Annotated in this window: 20 protein-coding genes; 6 read left to right on the forward strand and 14 right to left on the reverse strand. The window is 40.2% G+C overall.

The window, feature by feature from the left end; translation table 11 throughout:
* Positions 1 to 6: 6 nt before the first annotated feature.
* The 7 genes from gatA to BVC88_RS17055 all read right to left on the reverse strand — a co-directional run bounded on the left by gatA (position 7) and on the right by BVC88_RS17055 (position 7,929).
* Positions 7 to 1,434: an Asp-tRNA(Asn)/Glu-tRNA(Gln) amidotransferase subunit GatA gene (gene gatA / locus BVC88_RS17025; RefSeq protein WP_075351926.1), complete on the reverse strand. Its 1,428-nt coding sequence runs from the start codon at positions 1,432 to 1,434 to the stop codon at positions 7 to 9.
* 17 nt (positions 1,435 to 1,451) lie between these two features.
* Entirely contained in the window at positions 1,452 to 1,649 is a 198-nt protein-coding gene (gene tatA / locus BVC88_RS17030) for a twin-arginine translocase TatA/TatE family subunit (protein ID WP_075351927.1), read from the reverse strand.
* A 99-nt stretch (positions 1,650 to 1,748) separates the two neighbouring features.
* Positions 1,749 to 2,996, reverse strand: coding sequence for a murein hydrolase activator EnvC family protein (locus BVC88_RS17035; protein ID WP_075352009.1), 1,248 nt, complete (start codon positions 2,994 to 2,996; stop codon positions 1,749 to 1,751).
* Positions 2,997 to 3,001: 5 nt separating this feature from the next.
* Positions 3,002 to 3,742: a DUF4292 domain-containing protein gene (locus BVC88_RS17040; RefSeq protein ID WP_075351928.1), complete on the reverse strand. Its 741-nt coding sequence runs from the start codon at positions 3,740 to 3,742 to the stop codon at positions 3,002 to 3,004.
* The gene (locus BVC88_RS17045) at positions 3,735 to 5,483 is read right to left on the reverse strand and encodes a tetratricopeptide repeat protein (protein ID WP_075351929.1); all 1,749 of its coding nucleotides are present in this window, start codon (positions 5,481 to 5,483) and stop codon (positions 3,735 to 3,737) included. The genes BVC88_RS17040 and BVC88_RS17045 overlap by 8 nt, the downstream gene beginning before the upstream one ends.
* A gap of 139 nt (positions 5,484 to 5,622) precedes the next feature.
* Positions 5,623 to 7,128, reverse strand: coding sequence for a lipopolysaccharide biosynthesis protein (locus BVC88_RS17050; RefSeq protein WP_075351930.1), 1,506 nt, complete (start codon positions 7,126 to 7,128; stop codon positions 5,623 to 5,625).
* Between the two features lie 15 nt (positions 7,129 to 7,143).
* Positions 7,144 to 7,929, reverse strand: coding sequence for an enoyl-CoA hydratase/isomerase family protein (locus tag BVC88_RS17055; protein WP_075351931.1), 786 nt, complete (start codon positions 7,927 to 7,929; stop codon positions 7,144 to 7,146).
* Positions 7,930 to 8,142: 213 nt separating this feature from the next.
* Between BVC88_RS17055 and BVC88_RS17065 the strand changes: the two genes are divergently transcribed.
* A complete protein-coding gene (locus BVC88_RS17065; RefSeq protein ID WP_075351933.1) occupies positions 8,143 to 9,597 on the forward strand; it encodes an NADP-dependent isocitrate dehydrogenase in 1,455 nt (484 codons plus the stop codon).
* A 178-nt stretch (positions 9,598 to 9,775) separates the two neighbouring features.
* Entirely contained in the window at positions 9,776 to 11,065 is a 1,290-nt protein-coding gene (locus BVC88_RS17070) for a glycosyltransferase family 4 protein (RefSeq protein WP_075351934.1), read from the forward strand.
* A gap of 185 nt (positions 11,066 to 11,250) precedes the next feature.
* On the opposite strand, the gene BVC88_RS17075 is transcribed toward BVC88_RS17070, so the two are convergent.
* Positions 11,251 to 11,430, reverse strand: a complete 180-nt coding sequence (locus tag BVC88_RS17075; protein WP_075351935.1) for a hypothetical protein — start codon at positions 11,428 to 11,430, stop codon at positions 11,251 to 11,253.
* A 188-nt stretch (positions 11,431 to 11,618) separates the two neighbouring features.
* On the reverse strand, positions 11,619 to 12,461 hold the full coding sequence (locus BVC88_RS17080) for a VOC family protein (protein ID WP_075351936.1): 843 nt from the start codon (positions 12,459 to 12,461) through the stop codon (positions 11,619 to 11,621).
* 147 nt (positions 12,462 to 12,608) lie between these two features.
* On the opposite strand from BVC88_RS17080, the gene BVC88_RS17085 reads away from it, so the two are divergent.
* On the forward strand, positions 12,609 to 13,745 hold the full coding sequence (locus tag BVC88_RS17085) for a DUF819 family protein (protein ID WP_075351937.1): 1,137 nt from the start codon (positions 12,609 to 12,611) through the stop codon (positions 13,743 to 13,745).
* A gap of 142 nt (positions 13,746 to 13,887) precedes the next feature.
* Positions 13,888 to 14,775, forward strand: coding sequence for a bile acid:sodium symporter family protein (locus tag BVC88_RS17090; protein WP_075351938.1), 888 nt, complete (start codon positions 13,888 to 13,890; stop codon positions 14,773 to 14,775).
* A 144-nt stretch (positions 14,776 to 14,919) separates the two neighbouring features.
* On the opposite strand, the gene BVC88_RS17095 is transcribed toward BVC88_RS17090, so the two are convergent.
* The 3 genes from BVC88_RS17095 to BVC88_RS17105 are packed head-to-tail and all read right to left on the reverse strand — an operon-like array spanning position 14,920 to position 18,264.
* Positions 14,920 to 15,282, reverse strand: coding sequence for a hypothetical protein (locus BVC88_RS17095; RefSeq protein WP_075351939.1), 363 nt, complete (start codon positions 15,280 to 15,282; stop codon positions 14,920 to 14,922).
* Between the two features lie 53 nt (positions 15,283 to 15,335).
* Positions 15,336 to 16,784 carry an aldo/keto reductase gene (locus BVC88_RS17100; protein ID WP_075351940.1) on the reverse strand — a complete coding sequence of 483 codons (1,449 nt, stop codon included), beginning with the start codon at positions 16,782 to 16,784 and terminating at the stop codon, positions 15,336 to 15,338.
* Position 16,785: 1 nt separating this feature from the next.
* Positions 16,786 to 18,264, reverse strand: a complete 1,479-nt coding sequence (locus BVC88_RS17105) for an APC family permease (protein WP_075351941.1) — start codon at positions 18,262 to 18,264, stop codon at positions 16,786 to 16,788.
* Positions 18,265 to 18,774: 510 nt separating this feature from the next.
* On the opposite strand from BVC88_RS17105, the gene pta reads away from it, so the two are divergent.
* Both pta and BVC88_RS17120 read left to right on the forward strand, forming a co-directional pair.
* Positions 18,775 to 20,865: a phosphate acetyltransferase gene (pta, locus tag BVC88_RS17115; protein WP_075351943.1), complete on the forward strand. Its 2,091-nt coding sequence runs from the start codon at positions 18,775 to 18,777 to the stop codon at positions 20,863 to 20,865.
* 184 nt (positions 20,866 to 21,049) lie between these two features.
* Positions 21,050 to 22,246 carry an acetate/propionate family kinase gene (locus BVC88_RS17120; protein ID WP_075351944.1) on the forward strand — a complete coding sequence of 399 codons (1,197 nt, stop codon included), beginning with the start codon at positions 21,050 to 21,052 and terminating at the stop codon, positions 22,244 to 22,246.
* On the opposite strand, the gene BVC88_RS17125 is transcribed toward BVC88_RS17120, so the two are convergent.
* Positions 22,243 to 23,127 (reverse strand): cation diffusion facilitator family transporter, encoded by an 885-nt coding sequence (locus BVC88_RS17125; RefSeq protein ID WP_075351945.1) that lies wholly within the window; start codon positions 23,125 to 23,127, stop codon positions 22,243 to 22,245. The genes BVC88_RS17120 and BVC88_RS17125 overlap by 4 nt on opposite strands.
* Before the next feature lie 36 nt (positions 23,128 to 23,163).
* Positions 23,164 to 24,462, reverse strand: a complete 1,299-nt coding sequence (locus BVC88_RS17130) for an APC family permease (protein WP_075351946.1) — start codon at positions 24,460 to 24,462, stop codon at positions 23,164 to 23,166.
* Between the last annotated feature and the right edge of the window lie 360 nt (positions 24,463 to 24,822).

The raw sequence follows: 24,822 nt of genomic DNA on the forward strand, positions 1-24,822 counted from the left end.
ATCTTTTTAAGAAGTTAGGTTTGTTAAATAATTACTAAAAGCATACAAATCAGCTTCCTTAAAGGAATTTGAAACGATCTGAAGTCCAATAGGCATTCCGTTGGCATCCTTACCATTTGGGATTGAAATAGCAGGAACACCTGAAACAGAAGCTTGAACTGTGAACAAGTCCTCCAAATACATCGCTACCGGATCCCCACTATGTTCTCCAAATTTGAACGCAGTAGATGGAGTAGTCGGCATGATAATATAATCAAAATCTGTCAAAAGATTTTCCGTAAAGTCTTTAATTAATCTTCTTACTTTCTGCGCTTTAGTGAAATAAGCATCATGATAACTAGCACTTAAAACAAAAGTGCCGAGCATAATCCTCCTTTTGACCTCTTCTCCAAATCCCTCACTTCGTGTTAGCTTGTACATGCTTTCCAGATTATGAGCGTTTTGGGTTCTGTATCCATATTTTACTCCATCAAATCTTGACAGGTTCGAACTTGCCTCTGCGGTCGTTAAGATGTAGTATGTAGGTAGTATGTAATCCAACAAAGGGAAATTTACCTCTTCGACTTCGTGTCCCTCACTTTTTAATTTTTCTAAAACGGCCATCGTATTATCCTTGATTTCCTGCTGAAGGGAAGGGGATTCGATGGTTTCTTTGAGATAGGCCACTTTAGCTTTTTTCTCAAAATGAAGTAACTCACTATAGGCTAAAACAGGCTTTTTCGAGGAAGTGCTATCAAACTCATCGTGACCTGCCATGATCTCCATGACCAAGGCATTGTCTTTCACCGTTGTGGAGAATACACCAATCACATCAAAAGAAGATGCATAAGCTATCAAGCCCCATCTGGAAACTCTTGAATAGGTTGGTTTCATCCCGATCACTCCTGTAAATGCAGCGGGCTGTCTTACAGAACCACCTGTATCGGTCCCCAAACTAGCTGTACACAGATTAGCTTGAACTGCAACAGCTGAACCTCCAGAAGATCCACCTGGAACTCTTGATTCATCCGCTTCATTGAGAACTCTTCCATGTGCTGAGTTCTCATTAGAGCTTCCCATTCCAAATTCATCGCAGTTTAACCTGCCGATAATTATAGCATCTTCATCAATGAGCCGCTGGATCGCTGTCGTGGTGAATTGGGATTCAAAGCCCTTAAGTATTTTGGAAGATGCGTTTGCTTCATGTCCTTTATAGCAAAGGACATCTTTGATTCCAATTACCATTCCTGCAAGTTTACCAGCGTTACCCTGGGCGATTTTTGCGTCAATTAGAACGGCTTGCTCTAGAGCGGATTGCTCATAAACTTCGACGAAGGCGTTGAGATGCGCCTTCGTCTTAATGTTTTGTAAATAATGGCCAACTATCGTTTGACAATTAGCTTCTTTTTTATCGATGGATTTTCTGATCTCGTCGAATGAACTGAATTTTCCCAATGTAATTGGTTTGAGTATTACTTTTTCTTGTCTTTCATGCCCTCTTCGAGGTCATTTTGGATATCCTTGGTGGCATCTTTAAATTCTCTGATGCCTCGGCCTAAGCCTTTTGCAAGTTCAGGGATTCTTTTTGCACCAAACAAAAGGAGGATGACCAAAACGATCAAGATCATTGAGCCTGGACCCATATTTTGAATAAAACCTAATGTTAACATAATGGTGTTTGTTTAATGGTAAATTAAGAGACAAAGATATAACTGTCATTCGCTAACGCAAAGCAGAAGTTCTTTTTTAACAATATACGAATCTTATTGCTATTTGGATGTAACCCATGTGCTAGGATCCATTACCTGAAGGCCTTTCCAAGTTTGAAAGTGAACTTCTGCTTCTCCGTCAGGACCTGTAGCTACTTGCCCAATTACGTCTTTTGCATTCACTTTTTGACCTGTTTTTACAGAAATGGTTTTTAGCTTGCTATACATGGTATAATATTCCCCATGCTTAATAATAACTGTGCCTCCGTATCCTGGCATGGTCGTAATTTTCGTCACGGTTCCATCGAATACCGTTCTGACGTTGGAGTTTGGTTGAGTACGGATATCTATTCCATCATTTTCCATGGTGATACCTTTCAATGTGGGATGAGGATAAGTACCGTATCGCTGAGTAATAAAGCCTGTCTCCACTGGCCATGGAAGTCGACCTTTGTTTCCCGCAAACGAACTTGATAATGCTGCAGCTTCTGGTGTCATTGGCATACTACTTCCTGCAGATTTGGTAGTGTTGCTATTTTCCTTTCGAGAGGCGGCTTCTGCGCGGCGAATTTCTTCCTCGATCACCTGCTTGATCATTTTATTTAATTGATCTTGCTGTTTTTTTGTTGCGGTGATCTGGCGCTTAATGTCCTTTTCTTTCTTCGAAAGGTTATTTACTACACCTTGCTGGCTTTGCTTCAACCGCTCTAGTTCAGCTCTTTCTTTCTTTTCTTCTGATAAAACGTTTTCTTTTTCGGATTTTCTCTGGTCTAGCGTCTTCCGTTGTTCGGCTAGCTCGAGACTTAATTTTTCGATTTGGATAGCTTGTTGTTTTCGACTGTCTGTATACTGCTTTAAATACATTAGCCTAGAGTAGAGCTGATTGAAGTTATTTGAACTAAACACAAAAGCTACAATTGATAGCCCCCGATTCAATTTCGAGGCATTGTAGATCATCCTTCCATATTCTGCTTTAAGATCCTTGAGTGCTTCTTCAAGAGATGCGATCTTTTCCTCGGTTTCGTTGATTTCTTGGTTTATTAATTTTACCTCTCGATCGAGTGTATTTACTAATCTGGTTTGAGTTTGAAATTGCCTAGTGATAGCATTTAGTTCTCCAAGCGTTGTCTTTTTGATTGCTGTCGTTTGTTTTAGAATCGCATCAAACTCCCGAAGTCTGGCTTGCACATCAGCCTTTTCTTTTTCCAGCTCTTCTCTCGTTTTCTTAGTTTGTGCAGAAAGGTCAACTGTGCCAAAGCATATTATTCCTATAAGGAAAAAAGTGTAAATGATGGTTTTTTTCAACATTCCCATTAAAATTTAAAGGGGAAATTCAGTGGCTCTGAGAAAGGATCAATACTAGTCCATTCCACATTGATTATGGTATTTTGTGATCCTTCAGGTAGCTGATAAGCAAGCTTAATCAAGATTGCAATAGGAAAAGGCTGTGTTTCGATTTCCTGAAAACCTGAAAAGCTGGCTAGTAATGACCCCCGATCATCAAGTGAGTTACTGACTAGCTCGGCAACCTTACCATGGCTTCCTTGAATTTTACTGAAATATCGAACCTTATTTCGTACTTGAGTAAGTTCGAAAATCTTACCTACTCGTACAAGTCTGTCTTGATAGTCAATAGGGTATGGGGTATTTGCCCAAAGCAAGTTTTGAAATAAATCCAATGAAAGTTTAAGACCAAAAATAGTTTCAAATTCATCATATGTCAAATTAATATCTTCTTTGCCAATACGATCTTTAATTTGAATTTTCTCTTGAGTAAGAAAACCCCGGACAGCTTCCATTCCCATCCCAGGTGAAACTGTAAACCATAGAACACTATCTTTCTTGGCGCGGACATTTAAGGACCCTCTGGTGATTTTACCAGATTCTTCCTCGATCACAACTTTTGCCTTGGCATTCAAGTAGTCATATTCTGCATATACTGGCGAAAAATCTCCTGTAATACCATCTCCCTGAAAAGGAATTACTTTTTTGGAACAAGACGAAATCAAACCGATAAGGGCAAAGAATACCAGTCCTGCAAAAAATTTATTCATGATATTTTCCTTCTTTTATTTTAAGAGAAAGTGTTTCGGATGCTTCAGGACTTCCTTCAGCCTTTTTCCAATAGGTAATCGCTTCTGTTTTTTGACCTAAATGATATAGAATATCACCATAATGCTCAAACATTACTCCGCTTGGTTCTAATTCGTTCTGAAGTGCCAAATCCATATATTTTTTTGCTTCTTCATATTCTCCAAGCTGAAAAAGAACCCATGAATATGTATCAAGGAAAGTGCCATTATTTGGAAACCTGGTAACAACTTTTGCAGACATTGCTTTTGCTTTCTCAAGATTCACTTTTTCAAGTGAAAGAAAGTATGCATAATTATTCAAGACCTGCTCGTCATTCGGGTTTAGCTTTAGTGCTTCATCGAAATTTTTGAAAGCTTTTTCTTTTTCGCCAAGATTATAAAGGGAACTGCCCAAAGAGCCATAGGCCACTTGATCCAACTGCTGATTTCTTCCGGCATTAAGTTCAAGTGCTTTTTCAAGGGAAGCTACAGCAGCTGTGTCTTTTTTCTGAGCTGATTTGACCACTCCATCATAAAACCAAAATTCAGGGCTTTGTGGAAATTCATCCACACCCATGATTGTGAATTTTTCTACTTCTTGGAAGTCAGCATTTTCGCCAAATGATCCCAATATCACCTGCTCTAGCATTTTTGCGTCTTTGGGATTTAGAAGAAGAGATTTTTTGAAATATGAAATACCTTCTTGCTGTTGGTCTTCTTGGATTCTGCGTTCACCTAAAGCTCCATAAATCGAAGCGTCTTCCGGAGAAAATTCAATCATTAAGGTTTCCAGACTATCTAAAACAGATTCTCGCTCAATAGTTTTCAATTCTGTCAATTGAGCTAAATAAGCTCTGGACTTAACTTCTGGATTGAGATCCGGACTGGAAAATGCCTGATATAGATAGTTTAATGACTCTTCTTTTCTCCCCTTTTCCTTCAAAAGCGAATGTGCTGCCATCTGTAATTCAGGCTGATTAGGATACTTTTCGATCTCTTTCATTACCAAATCCAGCCCTTGATCTACTCGATTGTTGTTGTAGAGTATTTCAACTAGATTCAACACGTAGGTGGGATTTCCAGGTTTGGCTTGAATTAGCTTTTCTCCTTCTTCTATTGCTTGATCAAGCTTGTTGTTTTTCAGATAGATTCGTTGTTTTTGTACTGTAATAGGTTCTAAAACACCATAATATTCTTCCGCACGATCAAGCACAATAAGTGCCTTTTCAAGTTCCCCTGCATTGAGGTAGATCGAGGCCAAATCCAAATTGTATTGTTGATTTGACTCACCATCTGCAGTCAGACGATCCAAAATTTCTGCGGCTTTTAAGGGTTGCTTAAGGTTGGTGTAGATTTCTGCAAGCATAAGCGAGTAATACTTATTCTCACTATCCAGCTCTGCGGCTTTGTCAGCATACGGGAGTGCTTTTGCAGGCTCATTTGCCTTTACCAAAACCTCAGCAATTTTATAATGAATTGCCGGTTCTTCAGGACCTAACTCCAATGCTTTTTGAAAGTAGAAATAGCTTTTTTCCAGTTCATTAAGTACTAGAAACTTTTCTCCTTCAATAAAATAACGAGTGGACTTGGTTTTGTTTTCTTGTGCTTTCCGATCTTTTTTAGATAGTGTTTCCTGCGGAAAAGCTGAATTACTACCGATTAGAACCAGAAAAACTAAAACGAGTATATTTTTGAAATTCACGGGGATAATTGAATGCTGCATCAATTCACAAACATAATGCCTTTTGGGCAATTAGACAGGTTGTCTTGAATAAGGGGATTTTGTATTGATTGGTTCAAAATCATTTTCTAACATCTTAACGATCAAATTTCTTTTTTGATCTTTTAGAAAGGTTGAAAGATTATTTTTTGTTAGATCCTTTAAAATAGATGTTGAGCTGATTTCTCTCCAAAATAAATATCAAGAGGAGAAATGCCAGGACTAAACTGTTTTTGACAAAAAAGGAAAGAATCGGTTCTCCCAGATTAAGGTAGAAACCAAAATAACTTAATCCGAAGGCAACAATTAAATAGCTAAGGTCTTTTCCGGTCTGATAAGGGATCGGGTAATATTGCTGACCAAACTTAAAGCAGATAATGCACATGATTAAATAGCTTCCTAAAGTACTCAGTGCCGCACCCATAAAACCCCAGACAGGAACTAAGAAAACAATGATGGCGATGCTTATAATGGCTCCAGCTAAAGTAATCCAAAATGAATAATTGGTTTTATCCGTGATTTTAAACCAAATCGAAAGATTGAAGTAAACTCCCAGCAGAAGATATCCCATAAGCAAAGTCGGGACGATAAATAAGCCGGATTCGTAACCAGGCCTTCTTAGAAATAATGGACCTAGCCAATCTAAATTTACCGAAATGGCTATCATCAAAATCGTGCAGAACAGAATAAATGCATGCATGACTTTTGCATAAAGCAATGGCGAATCTTTACTTCCGGATTGTTTGAAAAAGAATGGCTCTGCGGCGTATTTAAAAGCTTGGATCACCAAATTCATAAGAATTGCCAATTTGAAGTTTGCTCCAAAAACCCCAGCGGCTTCACGGCTACTTAAACCTGGATAAAAATTTGCGGGAATTAAATATTCAAATAGAAGTCTAGAGATAAGTTCGTTGGTAACTCCTGCGAGACCCATAAATAGCAAAGGAATCGAATAGCCCCACATGGGACGAAGGATGGCTTTGTCTAATTTGAATTGAAAAAAACCGGCCTTTAGCCATACGAAAGGGATAATCAATCCATTCGCAATGAGGTTTGATAAGAGTATGTATTCGACTCCCCAATCTCTCCGGTATCCTAAAAATCCTTCGGGGATGGTACCTAAATCCATCAAGTAAGGAATACCTATAATCAGGGTCAGATTCAAAGCTACATTAAGAAGGATATTGAGGATTTTTGCTCCAGCAAATGCAATAGCTTTATTGTCGAGTCTAAGTTTGGCAAAGGGAATAGCTAAAATTGCATCGAAAGCCAGCAAAATAGCGGTCCATCTGAAAAGGTAGGCTTGACCAGGATAATTCATCGCCTCGGCAATCACTGGTGCTAATAAGTAAAGTCCAGATCCTAAAATAAGTGAACTTGTTATAAGCAGTGATTGTGTGGTGTGATAGACTTTTTCAGGATTTAGGTTTTTACCAGTGGCATACCTGAAAAAAGCAGTCTCCATACCATAGGTGAAGACTATATTTAAAAATCCGATCAAAGCATAAATACCTGTAAATGCTCCGAGCTCTTCTTTGCTCAGATAGGCAGTATAGACGATGATCAGTAAAAAATTAATGGACCTGCCAAGAATACTACTCAATCCATAAATGGCTGTTTGGCCGGCAAGTTTTTTGAGATTGCTCATTCGAACTAAGAGCGCTTATTCTCCTTTGAAGAAAGGCTTTCTTTTTTCCAGAAAAGCAGAAGTTCCTTCTTTGTAATCACCGGATTTGACACATCTGGCAAAGCTATTGGCTTCCGTTTGGTATCCATTTTCTTCAGCAAGATAAACTGCGTTAACACAGTCTACGATCATACCAATTGCAAGTGGTGCTTTACTCATGATTTTCCCAATCAATTCTTCAGCTTTTTCCATTGCTTCAGCTTTGGTAGGCAAGATGTGATTTACCAATCCAAGCGCTTTGGCTTCATTAGCGTCGATCAGATCTCCGGTCATCATCAATTCATTTGCTTTTCCTCTGCCTATCAAAATTGTTAAGCGCTGTGTGCCTCCATAGCCTGGGATAATTCCAAGATTAACCTCAGGTTGACCGAAGCGAGCATTCGCTGTCGCGATTCTCATATGACAGGCCATTGCAAGTTCACAACCTCCTCCAAGAGTAAAACCGTTAGTCACTGCGATTACCGGTTTCTGGCAATTTTCAATCATGGCAAAAATCTCTTGGCCATTTTCAGCAAATTTTCTTGCATTTACTTCATTGAGATTTGCAATCTCACTAATGTCAGCCCCAGCTACAAAAGCACGCTCTCCAGCTCCGGTGATGATGGCAGCTTTTATGCTTTTGTTATCCACTACTTCTTCAAAAATCGATCTTAATTCCTCTAGGGTATCAAAGTTCAAAGCATTCATTTTGTCCTCTCTGTTGATAGTCAAATAGAGAACACCATTTTTTTCTTCGGTAAGAATATTTGTGGAATCAGCCATAATTGCAAAGGTGGTTATTAAACAAATATACAAGCAGGTGAATCAATCCCAAATCAAAGCGAATAGAAAAACTGGACTGAATCTCGGAGTCTCTTTTTTTAAAAGGGTTTTTTATAGCTTCCATAAGTGGAATTTTGGGATTTTTCAACTCCCTCTTTCCTCATTTTTATATACTTTTGCAGTATTAATTTTCAACTAAATAATTTATTAAATATGTCTTCCAAAAGAAAAATTACTGTGGCTTACGGTGACGGCATTGGGCCGGAAATCATGAAAGCCACCTTGAATATCCTTGAAGCAGCGGGAGCTCAACTTGAATACGATGTCATCGAAATAGGTGAGCAGGTTTATCTTAAAGGAATTAGCTCAGGGATGGAGCCAAAGTCATTTGACTCGCTTCGGGAGACCAAAGTATTTTTAAAATCACCTATTACTACCCCACAAGGAGGAGGATTTAAGTCCTTGAATGTGACCACGAGAAAGTCTTTTGGACTTTTTGCAAATGTTCGCCCTTGTCGTGCGTTTTCACCTTTTGTTAAAACTCATTTCCCAAAGACTGATTTAGTCATCATCCGGGAAAATGAAGAAGATCTTTATGCTGGGATAGAGCATAGACAGACTCAGGAAGTCTACCAAACTTTAAAATTGATTTCTGAGCCAGGGTCGGAGAAAATCATCCGATATGCTTTCGAGTATGCTAAGAAAAATGGCAGAAAGAAGGTGACCTGTATGACCAAAGACAACATCATGAAGTTGGCTGATGGTCTTTTTCATAAAAAATTCGACGAAATCGCTAAGGAATATCCTGAAATCCAAAATGATCATAAAATCATTGATATCGGAACGGCACTGATCGCGGATCGCCCTGAAATCTTTGATGTGATCGTCACACTTAATCTATATGGAGACATCATTTCTGATGTAGCTGCTCAGGTCACTGGTTCGGTTGGTCTTGGTGGATCAGCAAACGTTGGCGAAGAAGTAGCCATGTTTGAAGCAATTCACGGTTCAGCACCCGATATTTCAGGAATGGGCATCGCCAATCCTTCAGGATTGTTGAATGGCGCCATCATGATGTTGGTTCATATCGGCATGCCAGAGATGGCAGAGAAAATCTCTAACGCTTGGATGAGAACTTTGGAAGATGGAATCCATACTGGTGATATCTATCAAGAAGGATTGTCCTCCAAAAAGGTAGGAACTCAGGAATTTGCTCAGGCTGTAATCGATCGATTGGGTCAAAAGCCTGTCAAGATGACCCCGGTAGAATACGACAAAGAAGATACCGAGCCGATGGTGATCAAGCTAAAGCCTTACAAAAAACAGAAGAAAGAATTAATCGGTGTTGATGTATTTATCGACTGGGATGAGGATAATCGTGATTTCAATGTAATTGGAGAGCGACTTAGAAAGGCGAATGCAAATGGATTGCAGCTGCAGTTGATTACAAATAGAGGTGTGAAAGTATTCCCTGAGGGAATGCGTGAGACTTTCTGTACCGATCATTGGAGATGTAGATTCAAAACTGCTGATCAGGAAGTAATCACTCATGATACTGTTTTGGAATTATTGAAGCAGATCCAAGACCTTGGTTTTGATTTTATCAAAACCGAGCATCTATATACTTTTGACGGTGTAAGAGGATATTCTCTTGCTCAAGGAGAATAAAATCAAGTAACATTTAAGAAGTAAGATTTTAGATTTAATAGGGCCGAAGGACTGAAAAAAATTCAGATACTTCGGCTCTTTTTTCTTGGCTTCTTCCTCAATTCACAAGAAATTAGGTCTCGAATCCTACTTCTATTTTTTCAAACTCTAGGATCTCCGATTATCTTGTGATCATATTATGTCAAAGCGCGTTCTCATCATCACTTATTATTGGCCACCAAGTGGAGGCTCCGGCGTGCAGCGTTGGTTAAAATTTGCCAAATACCTGCCTGAATTCGGTTGGGAACCAGTCATCTTTACCCCAGAGAATCCAGATTTTGACTTGAAGGATGAGTCTCTTTTAAAACAGATCCCCAAGAGTCTTGAAGTCTTAAAATTTCCAATTTGGGAACCTTATCAACTTTTGAATAAAATCAGAAGAAAAAAGAAGACTCATCCTGGAAGACTCATGGAGCAAAAGGAAAAAGGTTTGATCGAACGAGCTGCTATTTGGGCTAGAGCAAATCTTTTAGTGCCTGATCCGAGGATTTTTTGGGTAAAGCCTTCAGTAAAATTTCTATCAGATTTGATCGAAAAAGATCAATTCGATTTAGTGATCACCACAGGTCCCCCTCATTCCATGCATTTGATTGGCTTGGAACTGAAGCGAAAGCATGGGATAATATGGGTTGCTGATTTCCGTGATCCTTGGTCCGGGTGGGAGTTTCTAGATACGCTTCCGATGACTAACCGAATTCGACAAAAACATATAGCACTTGAGAAAAGCGTTTTGAACGAAGCGGATGAAATCATTACTATCTCTCCGACATTTCAAACCGATCTCTCCAGCTTAGGAAACCGAGAGGTTAAATTACTTACAAACGGTTTTGACACGGAGGATTTACCTGTTGATTTTAAGCGAAAAGTAAAGCAAAAAGGAGAATTGCATTTGGTATATACTGGGATTATCGATGCAATCCGAAATCCAATTCCACTTTTGAATGCCATGAAAGAAGAGTTTGAACAGACCTCTGATAGAGTGGAATTCACATTCGTAGGCCGAGTTAGTGATCAAGTAAAAGAATATGTGGCAGGTGATGCATGGCTTTCAAAAACCGTGAAATTCCCTGGTTATGTAAGCCATACTGAAGTTTTCGACTTTTACCAAAAAGCTGATGCTTTAATCCTGATCTTAACCGACACTAAAAATGCCAAGGGAAATATTCCGGGAAAAGTATTCGAATACTTGGCGACAGGTCTTCCAATTTTAGCGCTCGGAGATCCAAAAGGAGATTCTGCTGTGATATTAAAGGAGGGAGGCGCAGGACAGGTTTTGCCTCACACTGCACATGCATCCATCCAAATCGCACTCCGTAAATTGGCCGATAGTGTTGAGTTAGATTTTTCTGTCTCGGCAATTGATCGTTTTTCCAGAAAAAATCTTACTCAACAGCTGACCCAAATTTTGAATGGAAATTCTGTTTCTTGACCTAAAGTGATTTGATGCCAGTCTAAAAAAGTCTTCAAGACAAAGTTGATTAGCTAAAGGAAAAGGGTGTTTCCTAAGTTGGAAATCAAGTGTCCCGATTTGAGGATGATTCCCTGAGTCATTTCTTTTTTAAGGGGAATAAAAAAAGCTGCCTGAGGCAGCTTCTCCAAACTATTTCCCGGAGATTACCATCTAACTGGGCCACCACCATAGACTCCAACATTCATTGTCGGTCTTAATGTAGGTCCATAGGGTCCTCCAGTGAAGCTCATGCCAACTCCTCCAGATACATACATATTTGAGCAAGCTTGAAAGGTCCAGCTTGCCAAAATGATTAAAGCGAATATTCCGATTTTCTTTTTCATCTGTTTGTAAATTGTTTTTCAGTGGTCATATGGAATGCCTTGGATAGTCATTTCCCAGATTGGGAACTTTTCTTATTGGCATTTCATCTGTTTATAATTAGTCTTTTTTGGTTCAATGGAATCTTGCAAAGCTGGTAATCATACCAGTAAGTGCCACTTGCGATATGCTCGATTTCATGATTCTACTTTTATGGGTTGTAAACTTGAACAGCTACCGGTGCACCTGTTGGATCTAAAAATAAACCAGCCGTGCCTCCTCTTATTTCAGAAGATGGTTCGATTAGGATCTGAGCTCCGGCATTTCTGGCCTTTTCAATTGTAGCTTTTACATCTGCAACTCTTACATACGGAATAAAGTGAGAACGGATCCCTTGGGCTGGGTTGGGCAATAATCCAATACAGTTTCTACCGTCCTTTTTCATCATTTGATAGTTGGGAGAAACTGAAGGAAGAGGTTCCGCTGAAAAACCCACTATTCCTGAATAAAATGCTTTGGAATCAAATGGGTCATTTGACCAAAGTTCTAATCCGAGAAAGGAATTAATAGTAGCCAAACCTGCCACGGGATCACCCTTTGCCATTTTGATGAAAGATATGTGTGCACCTTGTGCATCTTCGATAAAAGAAACCGATCCGAGATTTTCCACAGCTACCGGATTTCGAAGTACTTTAGCACCCATGCTTTTGGCCATCTCTGTGGTGGTTGTTACATCATCTACGGAGATGGATCCGATCCATTCCCCCGTATTATTTTTTGATTTGTAGTTCGCCATCAATCCTATTGGCTTTCCTTCGTTTTGGAAAACCCAAACCATTTTACTGCCTTCTCCATAAGGAATTACTTTCCATCCAAATACTGTTGAGTAAAAAGAGGCAGATAATTCTGGGTTTGGCGAGGCTAGATCATACCAAACCACTTTGCCATGTGTATATTCTGTTCCGGCAATTTCAGTTCCGATGGGGGGAGCTACGCCTGGTGTACATGAACCTAAGCCAAGCAAGAGTCCTATTCCGATTAAAAACTTTTTCATAGAAATAAAATTATAATATCCTTTAAATTAATTTTTTTAGGTTTCTCAATCAAACCCTTTAGGTTAAACTTATCTACTGTAGCTTAAAGACTAGTCACTTTATAAAATTTGAAGAGTTGAAATAGAATTTTTTGGCTATTTTCCCAAATGACTTGGACGAGTGACCCGATTTATGTCAGCGGAATGCTATGCTTTTTGGTGCTTTTTTCAACTTGGTTAGCCACGTTCAAGGGATGGAAAACTATTGGAACGCCTATTCTTGTAATCGTCATTACCGCAATAGTTGCCAACATTGGAATCATCCCAACTGCCACTGCAGGTCATCCGATTTATGATAGCGTATTTATTTATTTGGCCCCGATGGGGATTTTTATTGCGCTATTGGAGGTCGATTTGAAAAGCTTAAAAAATGCCGGTGGACCAATTTTACTGATGTTTATAATCGGAGGAATTGGGACAATGATTGGGGTTTTGGTTTCCTGGTTTGTGGTACAGCCAGCCGGGGAGATTGGGCCTTTGGCAAATGCCCTAGCAGGAATGTTTACCGGGACTTATATTGGGGGAAGTATCAATTTCAATGCGGTAGCTCTTCATTACCAAGTCAACTCCCAACCTGATCAATACGCTGCCAGTACAGTGGTCGACAATCTGATCGGCACACCTTGGATCATAATTTGTCTGATTTTGCCAAAGTATTTGCAATCCTTATTTCCCAGAAAAAAACTAATACCAAATTCTGGCAAGCTGGAAAAAATCAAAAAATCCGAGTCTATATCTATTCCAAGTTTCGCTGCGATTTTAGGGATGGCTTTTCTGGCGATGGCTTTTTCCAAATGGATGATTAGCCTATTTCCTCAAGTTCCTGAGATCATTGTTCTAACTACTTTAGCATTGATTTTGGCTCAAATCCCAATCGTTAAAAAACTTCAGGGTGCACATACGATTGGCTTTTTTATCATCTTAATTTTTTTGGCGACCATCGGAACACTTTGTGATCTAAATACACTTTCCGGTTTGGGCGGACTCGCAGGTACGCTAATTCTATTTGTGAGTTTGCTAATGCTGATCCATGGGTTGTTCATTTTTGGAGTCGGTGCTTTGCTGAAAATAGATTGGGATGTAATCGCTGTGGCTTCACAAGCGAATGTTGGTGGAAATACTACAGCTATTGCAGCAGCAGAAAGCTTGGATCGCCCGGATTTGTTGATTCCCGGAGTTTTGGTAGGAAGTCTTGGAAATGCTCTTGGTACCTATGCTGGATTTTTTATAGCAGGAATACTTTAGAGTAAAGATTTTAGTTTCAAGTATTAAGACAGGAGTATTAATATTAGTGAGTCGAGGAGAGGGGTTAGATTATATTAGGATGATTATTTTGTCGAATGCCTATTTAAAAGTCTAGCGTACAAAATTTTAAAACTTTTACAAAATGGAAGCAAATGTATTGACACAGGTTTTTCTCCCGCTTTCCCTTGCGGTAATTATGTTTGGAATGGGGCTTTCCCTGACTCCTGCTGACTTTAAGCGAATTTTAATCTACCCTAAAGCTGTGGCAATTGGCTTAGTGAATCAAATGATTTTACTTCCTTTAATTGCTTTTGGCCTATGTAAACTTTTTAATCTTAGTCCCGAACTTTCGGTTGGAATGATGATTCTGGCGGCTTGTCCAGGTGGTGCCACTTCCAATTTGATTGCGCATTTGGCCAAAGGAGACACCGCCTTATCTGTTACATTGACAGCTTTTTCTTCGATTCTTACGGTCTTTACCATTCCGATTATCGTGAACTTTGCCATACTTCATTTTATTCCGGATGGAAGTGAGCAGCAATTGAATGTGCTAAGTACGGTCATTTCCGTTTTAGCGATTACTATTATTCCTGTGATTATTGGGATGGTCTTGCTTCAAAAATCCCCTGATCTTGCAAAGAAAATGGATCAGCCCTTACGGAAGTTGTCAGCCCTTTTCTTCGTCTTAATAATTCTGGCGGCGATCTTGAAGGAACGGGCACATGTTGTCGAATACTTTGTTAAAGCTGGACCTGTGGCGATTTCGTTGAATATCATCACCCTTGCGCTTGGCTTCTATATGGCAAAAGCTTTTGGAATCAGTGAAAAACAAAGCCGGACGATTTCTATTGAATCCGGGATCCAAAATGGAACTCTCGGAATTACCATTGCCGCAACTCTAATCGGCAATAGCGTAATGCCAATCCCTTCGGTAATTTATGGTTTGTTGATGTTTGGAACTGCTGGAGCCTTGATCTATTGGGGGAATCGAAAAAAGATGATTTTAGAAGAAGAAGTAAGAAAGAATTGATGTACAAATTGCCAAAAAATAAATTCTTGAATTTGAAACTTGGGATAAGCCTGAAAAAATAAAACTCTCAGAAAACATATTTAAAACCAATGTTTCCTGAGAGTTTAGGTAAGTTGTTGTTGAAAACTGATCTTGATATTTCGCTTACTTCTTTACTCCGGTAAAAGTCCCGGAAGCCATTGAACCAAGCTTCACTTTTCCACTGATCTTGCCACCTTCAGCTTTCCCATCGTATTCAATCTTGTTTCCTTGGATATCAAACTCAATATGAAAGGTGTCATCTGCTTTGATCATTCCAGTTAATTCTGAATCTCCCAATTGTCCGGTATATGTTCCGGTAATTTTCCCATCAGCAGTTTGCTTGAGTACAAAAGTAGGATTGCCACTTCCCATATCTGTTTGGACATCGAGATCCCAAGTTCCGGTTAAATCTGCCTTAGGAAAGTTAAATGCAATAGTGAGCGCGAGAAGCGAAATAGCGATAAATGTGATTCGTGGATTTTTCATAAGATGTGGTTCTAGCAAAATAAGTTAAGAAGATATCCTGTTTTTTTCAATCCTCATTCAATAATCGCCTCTGCTTCGATTTCCACCAAATACTCTTCACCTATCAATTCTGCTTTGACCATCGTGTTTGCAGGCTGAATATCTGCAAATCGCTCTCCGTGAGCTCTGGCTATTGCCTCCCAATCAGCTATGTTTCGGATAAAAATTCGAGTTCGGACTACTTGATCTAGTTTCCCGCCGAGACTTTGAATCGCTCCCTCAAGTTTGTCGATGATAAAATGAGTCTGTGCTGCAGGATCTGTCCCACCCATCGCGTTTGGGCCATGAGTAGCCGTTGTTCCAGAAACCAAGATTCGATTTCCTTTTCGGACTGCTCGGCTAAACCCCGCGATTTCTTCCCAAATTGTCCCGCTCAAAGCTTTTATCCTTTCATCACTTCCTTTTAAAGTCGGATAGGGTGAGGGAAAGCTTTTCACGTGATGGCTCAAATCTCCCGAGGCAGTTAGGAAGGGAGGCTTCCGATATTCATCTCCACAATCACCCGGAATTGTTTGGAAACTTCCAATGACTTCTTTGATTCGTTGTTTGTCTTTTTCGTCCAAATCAAAAGAAAATAGCGCTTCATTGTCTCGTATATGTTCGCTTTTCCCCAGTCGAGCGCCGATGATTACTCCAGCCACAGCAGGTTGATTCAGGATAAAGCTACTCGCGATATTAGCGATTCCGACCTGATGCTTTTTTGCGATTTGATCCAAAGTTTGGAGCAAGGTTTGAAAGCTTTGCCAACCTCCAGCAGTATCGATGAATCGCTTGTATTTCATCTGAGACCAAGTCAAGGATTCATTAAGTGTGGGCTCAGGCTGGTTTAGCCATTTCTCGGAAAGAAATCCGCCGGCAACAGTTCCGAAGGCCAATAATTTAATTCCGTGTTTTTCGCAAACTGCTGTCATTTTTCCAGCGGCTCGCTGATCCAAAAGGGAATAACATACTTGGTTACTGACTACTTCTATCCCGGAATTTGCCACGATTTGAAGATGCGCTGCATCGAAATTCGTCAACCCGAGATACTTGATCAATCCTTCTTCTTTTAATTCCTGAAGCCAAAAGAGACAATCTACCCAAGAAGGATGAGCATAGTTCCAGGCATGGAATTGCATCAAATCCAATTGTTCGGATTGCATCCGAGTAAGTGCCAATTGTACAGCGGCTCTCACTTGTGACTTGGTGATATCCCCCGGACTAGGAACCCACTTCGTGAAAAGTTGGGCCTTGTTTTCTCCGTAAGTCTTTCTGAAAACTCCGGAAATTTCCTCAGCTGAGCCATAATGATCTGCCATGTCAAAAGTGGTAAACCCAGCTTCTGCGTAATCATTCATTGCTTTGGCTGCTGAGATAGGGTCTATTTTATTTCCATCGCGCTCCAAATCAGCAATCTGCCAAAGTCCAGTCAAGGCTTTACAAATGGTCAATCCTGGGGCAAGTTCAGTGTATTTTGAAATCATCTTAATCGGGTAGTTTTGAAAATCGTTCTTGTGTATTAATCCCTTGCCGCTGAAGTTTTTTCCAGCGGAAGAAAAAGAAAATTGATGCCCCGGCCATCACTATAAGCCAAACCGGAGTTGAATGAAAGTACCATGCAGAAACTTCGGCATTGATATCTTTTGCAGTATGAATAATCAGAAATCCTGACAGGAACATGATCCCAAATATTGCAATGATTTGTTGGGTGATTCGGGATTTGAAGATGCTGATTTTGGCTGCTAGTACCGGGTTTCTTTTAGGTAAAAAGAGGAGTGATATCGACATCAACAGGAAATTGACCAACATGGATGTCACCATAATGTCAATTCCTAGAAAGAAATCTCCTGCAAAGTGACTTCCTAAAATACCCATGGTCGCCATAGCTCCACTGAGTAGAATTGCACGGTGTGGCGTGTGATGAACTGGATGAATAGATGAAAAGTCTTTTGCAAAGATTCCATCTTCTGCCCATGAAAAAATCAATCTGGAGACGGAAAGAATCATAGCTGGAAGATCATTTAGCAAGGCAATTGCCGCTCCGAATAAAATCAAAACTCCCAAACTTGAAGGAAGCACGTAGCTTAATAATCCAGCTGCGGTAATGTCTTTAGATAATGCTTCGCTAGCTACAAATTCCCATGGAACAGCATGATAAACCGCAAATGAGAATAAAATATAAAATAGGCCAACTCCGAAAATAGCCAATCCAATTGCCTTGGGGAGGTTTTTGGTGGGATTTTTTGCTTCTCCTCCTGCTTGAGCAATCGAGTCAAAACCTATAAAGCTGGAGAAAAGTAGCGCTGCTGCAGTAAGAAAAACCGACCAGTCAAAGCTGTTTTCAATTATAGGTATGCTTTTGCCTTCTTTCTCAAAAATAGCTTTTGCAAAATCAGATTGATCGAAACTTAATCCGGAAATAATGACTACTGCTCCCAGACCAAACATCAAGATCATCAGGGGAATCAGTGTTTTTTCGTAGAGTTTAACTCCTCGAATATTTACCCATACAAAAACCCATAGAATCCCAAGAGAAATAGTAACCCGAATCCAACCGATCTCTAGTTGAGCTGCAAGGCTTTCCCATCCTATTGCTGCGAAAAAATCCCTGAAAAAAGGAACAATCACATAAGCTATGACGCCGATGACAATGGATAATCCAAACCATTGTGAAAAGCTGGCAACAAACCCTAAATAAGGATTAAGGGAGCGGCTTGCATAAAGATAGGATCCGCCCGCTCTTGGCATTGCAGTCGCCAAAATCGCATAGGCTAAAGCTGCAAAAAGTGCAGGGACTGCTGCGAAAAGAAATGCCGGAAGTACGTATGGACCGATTCCAGGGACATTCCGCTGAATCATAAAAGGCACCACATAGATCGATGCTCCGATCATGGAACAGATTCCAGTAGCTGTAAGTCCTAAGAGGCTGAGATTTCGGGTGAGGTGGGCTTTGGAAGAATTCATTCGCTTTGAAAGGAGGAAGATAAAAAAAATCAGTCTAGAAGAAATTTGGAACCCCGATTTTTAGCTTTTTAAATATGATTATCTGATTATCCGCAATTATGCCAGTAGCATTATTTTCTTTGCTTTATTAGACGGTTGTCCGATGTCGGATGACCGATGCATACCAAAATCAGGCCTTAACCTAAATTTTAAAAATTAAAGCTAATTACTGGTATAAAAGCGGATAGACAAATATGATTATTCCCTTTCTCACCAGTGGCTTGATCTTACTGCCTATAAATGCGATGGAAGTTCAGCTTTGGCAAATTTCGGTATTCGGTCATCCGTCTTCCAGCCAAAAAAACTCAGGGAATTTCCTTATTGGTGCAATAACCAATATCCATGTTTTTAAAAAGGATCAACCCAAAAAATGGCTTGATATGATCTTTGTCAGGATATTTCCAAAGAGTAATTACCTAATTTGTAGATCGGGATAAGCAGATTTCCCGAAGAACTATTTCTTTTCTACTGATGACCAACGCTATTTACCTCACCACCACAGAACCCTATTCGGGAAAGTCCATTATCGCTTTAGGATTGATGAATCTTTTGGCAAGCAAGACAGACAAGCTAGCCTACCTCAAACCGATTGTTTCGGGAGGAATGAAAGACAAAGACCGTAGGCTAGAACTGATCAAAGAACATTTCAAGCTTGCACAATCCTATGATGAAATGTTTGTCTTTTCGAGAAAAAGGGCAATCAAAGAGATCAACAAGGGGAATGAATCATTTTTGATTGATTCAGTGATAGATCATTTCAAAAAACTACAGGAAAAGGCAGATTTCACCGTGGTGGAGGGAACTGATTTTCTGGATGTCAACACCAATGTGGAGTTTGATGGAAATATTTCTATTGCCAAAAACCTGGGGATCCCTGCAGCAATAATTCTGAATGGAGCCAAAAGATCCGTTTCGGAAATAGTGGATATGGCGCAAGCGACTACTAATGGGTTTTTGAACAGAGGTGTCCAGGTTCTCTTTTTGGTAGCAAACAAAGTGGCGCCAGGCCAAGAGAAAGAAATTACTGAACGATTGATAGAAGTATTACCGAAGGAGATTCTAATCACGGCTATTCCTATGCGGGAGGAACTGAGTAATGCTACCATGGGAGAGATTCGGGATTCTTTGGGTGCGAAAGTTCTTTTCGGAGAAGATCTACTTTCCAATCGAGTCGATAAATCTATCGTTGGAGCCATGCAGTTACGGAATTTTCTACATCGATTGGAACCGAACACCTTGGTAGTAACTCCGGGAGATCGAGGAGATTTGATTCTGGGCGCTTTTCAAGCCAATGTTTCCCGGAATTTTGGGAAAATTGCAGGGATGGTACTTACTGGGGGGATTTTGCCGGAGGCTCCGATTATTAAGCTTCTTGAAGGTTTAGAAACTGTTTTGCCTGTATTACAGGTAGATGAAGGGACCTTCAATGTAGTCACCAGAATCAATGAAATACATGCACGAATTTCTGCGGATGATAAAGAAAAAATCACTTTGGCGATTCGGCTCTTCGAAGAGGCAGTAGATGAAGAAGCTTTGAGCCAGCGACTTGTTTTGTTTCATTCCGATACACTTACACCTAGGATGTTTCAATACCAATTGGTAAAGCGGGCCAAAGAACATAAAAAACACATCGTCTTGCCAGAAGGTGAAGATGATCGGATTTTGATTGCAGCAGATCGGCTTATTCAGCAATCGGTGGTCAGTTTGACTCTCCTGGGAAATCGTGAATCTATCGAGACCTCCGTGAAGCGACTTAATCTTTCCCTTGATTTGACGAAAGTGCAAATTGAAAATCCTGCCACCTCACCTCGGTTAGAGAAATATGCTAAGACTCTTTATGAGCTTCGAAAAAGTAAAGGAGTGACTTTGGAAATGGCGAAAGACCTGATGCTTGACATCTCTTATTTTGGGACTATGATGGTTTTCCTTGGAGAGGCTGATGGCATGGTTTCAGGTGCTATTCATACCACTCAACATACCATAAGACCTGCTTTGCAGTTTGTCAAGACCAAGCCTGGTGTATCGACAGTATCATCTGTATTTTTTATGTGTCTTCCAAACAGAGTATCTGTTTTTGGAGACTGTGCCGTGGTCCCAAATCCCAGCTCAGAGCAACTTGCAGACATTGCTATTTCCTCAGCTGAATCAGCCTTGATGTTTGGAATTGAGCCCAAAATAGCCATGCTCTCTTATTCATCTGGCACTTCCGGTGCAGGAGAAGACGTGGAAAAAGTCAGAAGAGCAACAGATCTTGTCAAATCCAGAAGACCGGATTTGAAAATTGAAGGGCCGATCCAATATGATGCTGCCGTAGACCCTGGGGTAGGGAAACAGAAGCTTCCAAAATCTTCAGTAGCAGGTCAGGCGAGTGTTCTTATTTTCCCGGATCTCAATACTGGCAATAATACATACAAAGCTGTGCAGCGAGAGACTGGAGCTTTAGCGATTGGCCCGATGCTTCAAGGTCTAAATAAACCTGTAAATGATCTTAGTCGTGGTTGTACAGTAGCTGATATATTTAATACGGTTGTGATCACCGCCATCCAAGCCCAAGAATCCTAATTCAATGAAATCGAGCATGACCCAAAGTGACACACAGAGTTATGGTTATAATGCTTGATAAGATTCCATGTGGCCATCAATAATCAAATTATAATCATATGAAATGCCCATGAGAAAACTTCTCACACAGGGGAATGATTATCTAGGGCATTCCATATGACCATAAAAAAACAATTATAATCATATGAAAGTATTTGTCATCAACTCTGGGAGCAGTTCAATCAAATATCAATTGATAGTTATGCCAGAAGCTAAAGTCATTTGTTCGGGGATGGTTGATCGAATTGGTTTGGAAGGGTCTAGATTGGATTATCGGGCTTTCTTGAAAACAGGAGAATTTAAAAAATCAGAAATTTTGACTATCCCGGATCATGCTGCTGGACTTCATGCTGTGGCAGCTTGGTTGACTCATCCTGATTTTGGAGTGTTGACAGATCCGCTGGAAGTGGAAGTCGTAGGTCACCGGGTGGTGCATGGTGGGGAGAAATTCTCGAAAACTCAGCTTGTCACCGAAGAAACCAAAATCAAAATTCGGGAGCTTTTTCCTTTGGCTCCTTTACACAATCCTGCAAATTACCTGGGAATAGAAGTGGCCGAGCAGATTTTCAAAAATGCAAAGCAAGTAGCTGTTTTTGATACCGCATTTCACCAGACCATGGGGCCATTGGCTTTTCGAATGCCTATTCCAAATGAATTCTATGAAAAACACGGAATTCGATCTTATGGCTTTCATGGGACCAGTCACAAATTTGTGTCTGAAATCGCCGATAGTCTTTTGGAAAAACCAGATTCGAAAATAATCACGATTCATCTGGGAAATGGCTGCAGCATGGCTGCTATCCATGCTGGAAAATGCATCGATACCAGTATGGGATTTGGTCCGATGAATGGATTGATTATGGGGACTCGAGCAGGAGATATTGATCAATCAGTTATTTATCATTTAGTCAATGTCCTGGGATTTAGCTTGGATGAGGTGAACGAAATCCTAAACAAAAAAAGTGGAATGCTTGGTCTGACCGGATTCAGTGATATGCGGGATATTCGGGAAAAATATGGCCAAGGAGATCCTAAAGCTATTTTGGCTTATCATCTCTACGCTTATAGAATTAAAAAATACATCGGCGCATTTGCTGTAATTCTTAATGGGTTAGATGCGATCGTTTTTACTGCAGGAGTTGGAGAAAATGATGATCTAACCCGAAAACTGGTTTGCGAGGAAATGGATTTTCTAGGAATTAATCTGGATGAATCCAAAAATGAAATTCATGCTAAAGGCCTGAGGGAGATTCAGAAAGGGAATTCCAAAGTTAAAATTCTTATTATTCCAACTAACGAAGAGTTGGAAATTGCCAGGCAATGTTTTCAGTTGTTAGACTAATCCGCTTGAATTGGAACGAAAGGCTCAACATGTATCAATATGTGTCCTAATTCCGGAATTTCTTCATGGAGTCGATCTTTCAATTGATGCGAAATATCATGCCCTTCTGTTACTGAAATCTCCCCATCTACAATCGCATGTAGATCCACATGATACTTCATTCCAGCCTTCCGGATAAAGCATTTTTCAGTGTCTTTTACACCTTTGACTTTTACTGAAATTTTTCGGATTTTCTCCGTAAGGTCTTCATAAACATTCTCATCCATCACCTCGCCGAGCGCGGGACGGAAGATTTGGTAGCAATTGTAAAGAATGAAAACCACCGCTACCAAAGCGGCATAGTCATCAGCTATTTCAAATCCTTCTCCACCAAAAATAGCTATTGAAATCCCTATAAAAGCAGCGATGGAAGTGATGGAATCTGAGCGGTGATGCCAAGCTTCAGCTTTCAGGGCAGAGCTTTTCAATTTTCTACTTCGTTTGATTACGATTTGAAATGAAATTTCCTTCCAAATGATAATTGCCCCCAAGATAATAAGCGTAAAGGGTTTTGGAAGTTCATGAGGAGTTTGAATGTGCGAAATCGCTTGCCAAGCTATGGTAGCTGCGGACATTACCAGGAATACTACCACCAAAAACGTGATCAAAGGTTCGGCTTTCCCATGACCATAGGGATGGTTTTCGTCAGCAGGTCGCTCGGCATAGCGCAAACCTACCAAGACCAAAATAGAAGAAAATACATCCACTACCGATTCGATTCCATCGGCAATCAAAGCATAGGAGTTTCCGAAAATCCCTGCGAGAAACTTGATTACTGCCAAAAACACACTACTGACCATGCTAAAAATGACAGTTCGTATGGCAAGCGTAGGTCGTGACATGATGCGAAAGTAGGAAATATTGGGAAAGGATAGGGTTTACTTTTGAGATTTACCCAACCAATACAAGCCCGTTCCAATTCCAATCAGAACTGCCGTGAGCCAAACTGAAGTCCAACTTACCTGAAGCATCAGCCAGAGACAAGCTAAGATTCCTAAAACCGGAATCAGATATCCACCTTTCAAAATGAAGTAGCCCTGGTCTCGAAATCTTGGTCTCAAGACTGGAATTGCGGCACAAGTCATGATAAATAAAAACAATCTGGAGAGCACCGTCATAGCTGCCAAGAAGGTGAAAGAACCCATCGCTGCCAAAGCGAATGCTGCGATACCAAAGAATAATACCGAATTAGCTGGCGTCAAAAACTTTGGATTCACTTCTCCAAACCATGCTGGTAGGGATTTTTCCAATGCCAACGCATAAGTGATTCTAGAGGCAGAAAACATCGAGCTGATGAGGTTAGCCAAAACAGAAGTGGCTACTCCTATCATCAAGATCACTGCTCCGGTATTTCCAAATAGTGCAGAGGAAGCATCCAAAAGTGGACTTGTACTTTCAGCCAAATTTGGAACAGCCGCCTGAGATACCAATTGAATCAGCATGTAGATGATGGCTACGATAGCCAAGCCCAGTAATAATCCCAAAGGCATGTCTCGCTCTGGTCGCTTTGCTTCACCTGCCGGTACAATTGCTCCTTCAAACCCTACAAAAGCATAAATTAATAATAAAGCCGCCGCTCCCAGATCTGAGCCAGCTGCAAGTGGACTGTCAAAACTTGGAATCACGTCGCCCCCAATCAAAATAAATCCACCAAAGATCAACCCAATCAATACCGAGAATTTGATGATGGTAAATAGCGTCATCGATTTGATAGACTCAGAAGAACCCAGAATATTTATCAGACTAAGCAAACCACAGGTCAGTCCCAAGGAAACCAATCTGCCTATGCCATCCCCCATGATAGGGAAGAAATAGGCAATACTATCGGTGAGTAAAACTGTGTTTGCAGCGAAGGAAATCAATCGGGCTAAATAATATAACCATCCTCCTTGGAAGCCAACAAATGACCCAAAAGCTAACTTCCCATATCGAATCGGGCCGCCTGTACCACGAAAATAACTTCCGATTTCCGCAAAACTTAAGATCACTGGCAAGATCAAGAGTGCACAAAAAAGATAAACTAACACACTATATTCTCCTGCTAGTTTGGCTGCGCCTGAAGGAAGCCCAAATATTCCGGCTCCAATTAACCCATTTACTACCAGCATCCATACTCCCCAAAGGCCGAGGTTTCGAGGTAATTTTTCTTGAATTTCTCCGACGGAATTTTTTTGCACGAAAACTGGGGTTTGTAAAAAGATTTTTGGGAAGATAATTCAAAAAAAGAATTTGGGAAATCTCAATTTGATTAAACTGCTTCTCCTTTTTGAAACTAATTACCATCATTTAAAATATTCCTTTGAATACTTTAAAAACCAGAATTATAAGACCGACTAGTGATTCTTAGTTAATTTAGCTCGCATTCAATGGGATAGGATATGCTTTAATCAAGAGAAAGATTCTGCTTAAGGCATTACCTCTTCTGATAAATTGATATTTTGACAGGGAATTATTCACCCTTTTTAATTTTCCTCAGATTTGAAAAATCAAGGCTATAAAATCGCTTTAGTAGTAAGTTTTGTTTTTTTGGCTTTTGG

This window comes from Algoriphagus marinus (assembly GCF_001936475.1).
Classification (GTDB): domain Bacteria; phylum Bacteroidota; class Bacteroidia; order Cytophagales; family Cyclobacteriaceae; genus Algoriphagus; species Algoriphagus marinus.

What these genes read in the sequence shown, in the direction of transcription:
- BVC88_RS17035 (WP_075352009.1), bottom strand. Translation starts at nt 2,996, where the DNA reads ATGTTGAAAAAAACCATCATTTACACTTTTTTCCTTATAGGAATAATA.
- BVC88_RS17120 (WP_075351944.1), top strand. Translation starts at nt 21,050, where the DNA reads ATGAAAGTATTTGTCATCAACTCTGGGAGCAGTTCAATCAAATATCAA.
- tatA (WP_075351927.1), bottom strand. Translation starts at nt 1,649, where the DNA reads ATGTTAACATTAGGTTTTATTCAAAATATGGGTCCAGGCTCAATGATC.
- BVC88_RS17070 (WP_075351934.1), top strand. Translation starts at nt 9,776, where the DNA reads ATGTCAAAGCGCGTTCTCATCATCACTTATTATTGGCCACCAAGTGGA.
- BVC88_RS17095 (WP_075351939.1), bottom strand. Translation starts at nt 15,282, where the DNA reads ATGAAAAATCCACGAATCACATTTATCGCTATTTCGCTTCTCGCGCTC.
- BVC88_RS17085 (WP_075351937.1), top strand. Translation starts at nt 12,609, where the DNA reads ATGACTTGGACGAGTGACCCGATTTATGTCAGCGGAATGCTATGCTTT.
- BVC88_RS17050 (WP_075351930.1), bottom strand. Translation starts at nt 7,128, where the DNA reads ATGAGCAATCTCAAAAAACTTGCCGGCCAAACAGCCATTTATGGATTG.
- BVC88_RS17090 (WP_075351938.1), top strand. Translation starts at nt 13,888, where the DNA reads ATGGAAGCAAATGTATTGACACAGGTTTTTCTCCCGCTTTCCCTTGCG.
- BVC88_RS17055 (WP_075351931.1), bottom strand. Translation starts at nt 7,929, where the DNA reads ATGGCTGATTCCACAAATATTCTTACCGAAGAAAAAAATGGTGTTCTC.
- BVC88_RS17100 (WP_075351940.1), bottom strand. Translation starts at nt 16,784, where the DNA reads ATGATTTCAAAATACACTGAACTTGCCCCAGGATTGACCATTTGTAAA.
- BVC88_RS17125 (WP_075351945.1), bottom strand. Translation starts at nt 23,127, where the DNA reads ATGTCACGACCTACGCTTGCCATACGAACTGTCATTTTTAGCATGGTC.
- BVC88_RS17105 (WP_075351941.1), bottom strand. Translation starts at nt 18,264, where the DNA reads ATGAATTCTTCCAAAGCCCACCTCACCCGAAATCTCAGCCTCTTAGGA.
- BVC88_RS17045 (WP_075351929.1), bottom strand. Translation starts at nt 5,483, where the DNA reads ATGCAGCATTCAATTATCCCCGTGAATTTCAAAAATATACTCGTTTTA.
- BVC88_RS17080 (WP_075351936.1), bottom strand. Translation starts at nt 12,461, where the DNA reads ATGAAAAAGTTTTTAATCGGAATAGGACTCTTGCTTGGCTTAGGTTCA.
- pta (WP_075351943.1), top strand. Translation starts at nt 18,775, where the DNA reads ATGACCAACGCTATTTACCTCACCACCACAGAACCCTATTCGGGAAAG.
- BVC88_RS17065 (WP_075351933.1), top strand. Translation starts at nt 8,143, where the DNA reads ATGTCTTCCAAAAGAAAAATTACTGTGGCTTACGGTGACGGCATTGGG.
- BVC88_RS17075 (WP_075351935.1), bottom strand. Translation starts at nt 11,430, where the DNA reads ATGAAAAAGAAAATCGGAATATTCGCTTTAATCATTTTGGCAAGCTGG.
- BVC88_RS17040 (WP_075351928.1), bottom strand. Translation starts at nt 3,742, where the DNA reads ATGAATAAATTTTTTGCAGGACTGGTATTCTTTGCCCTTATCGGTTTG.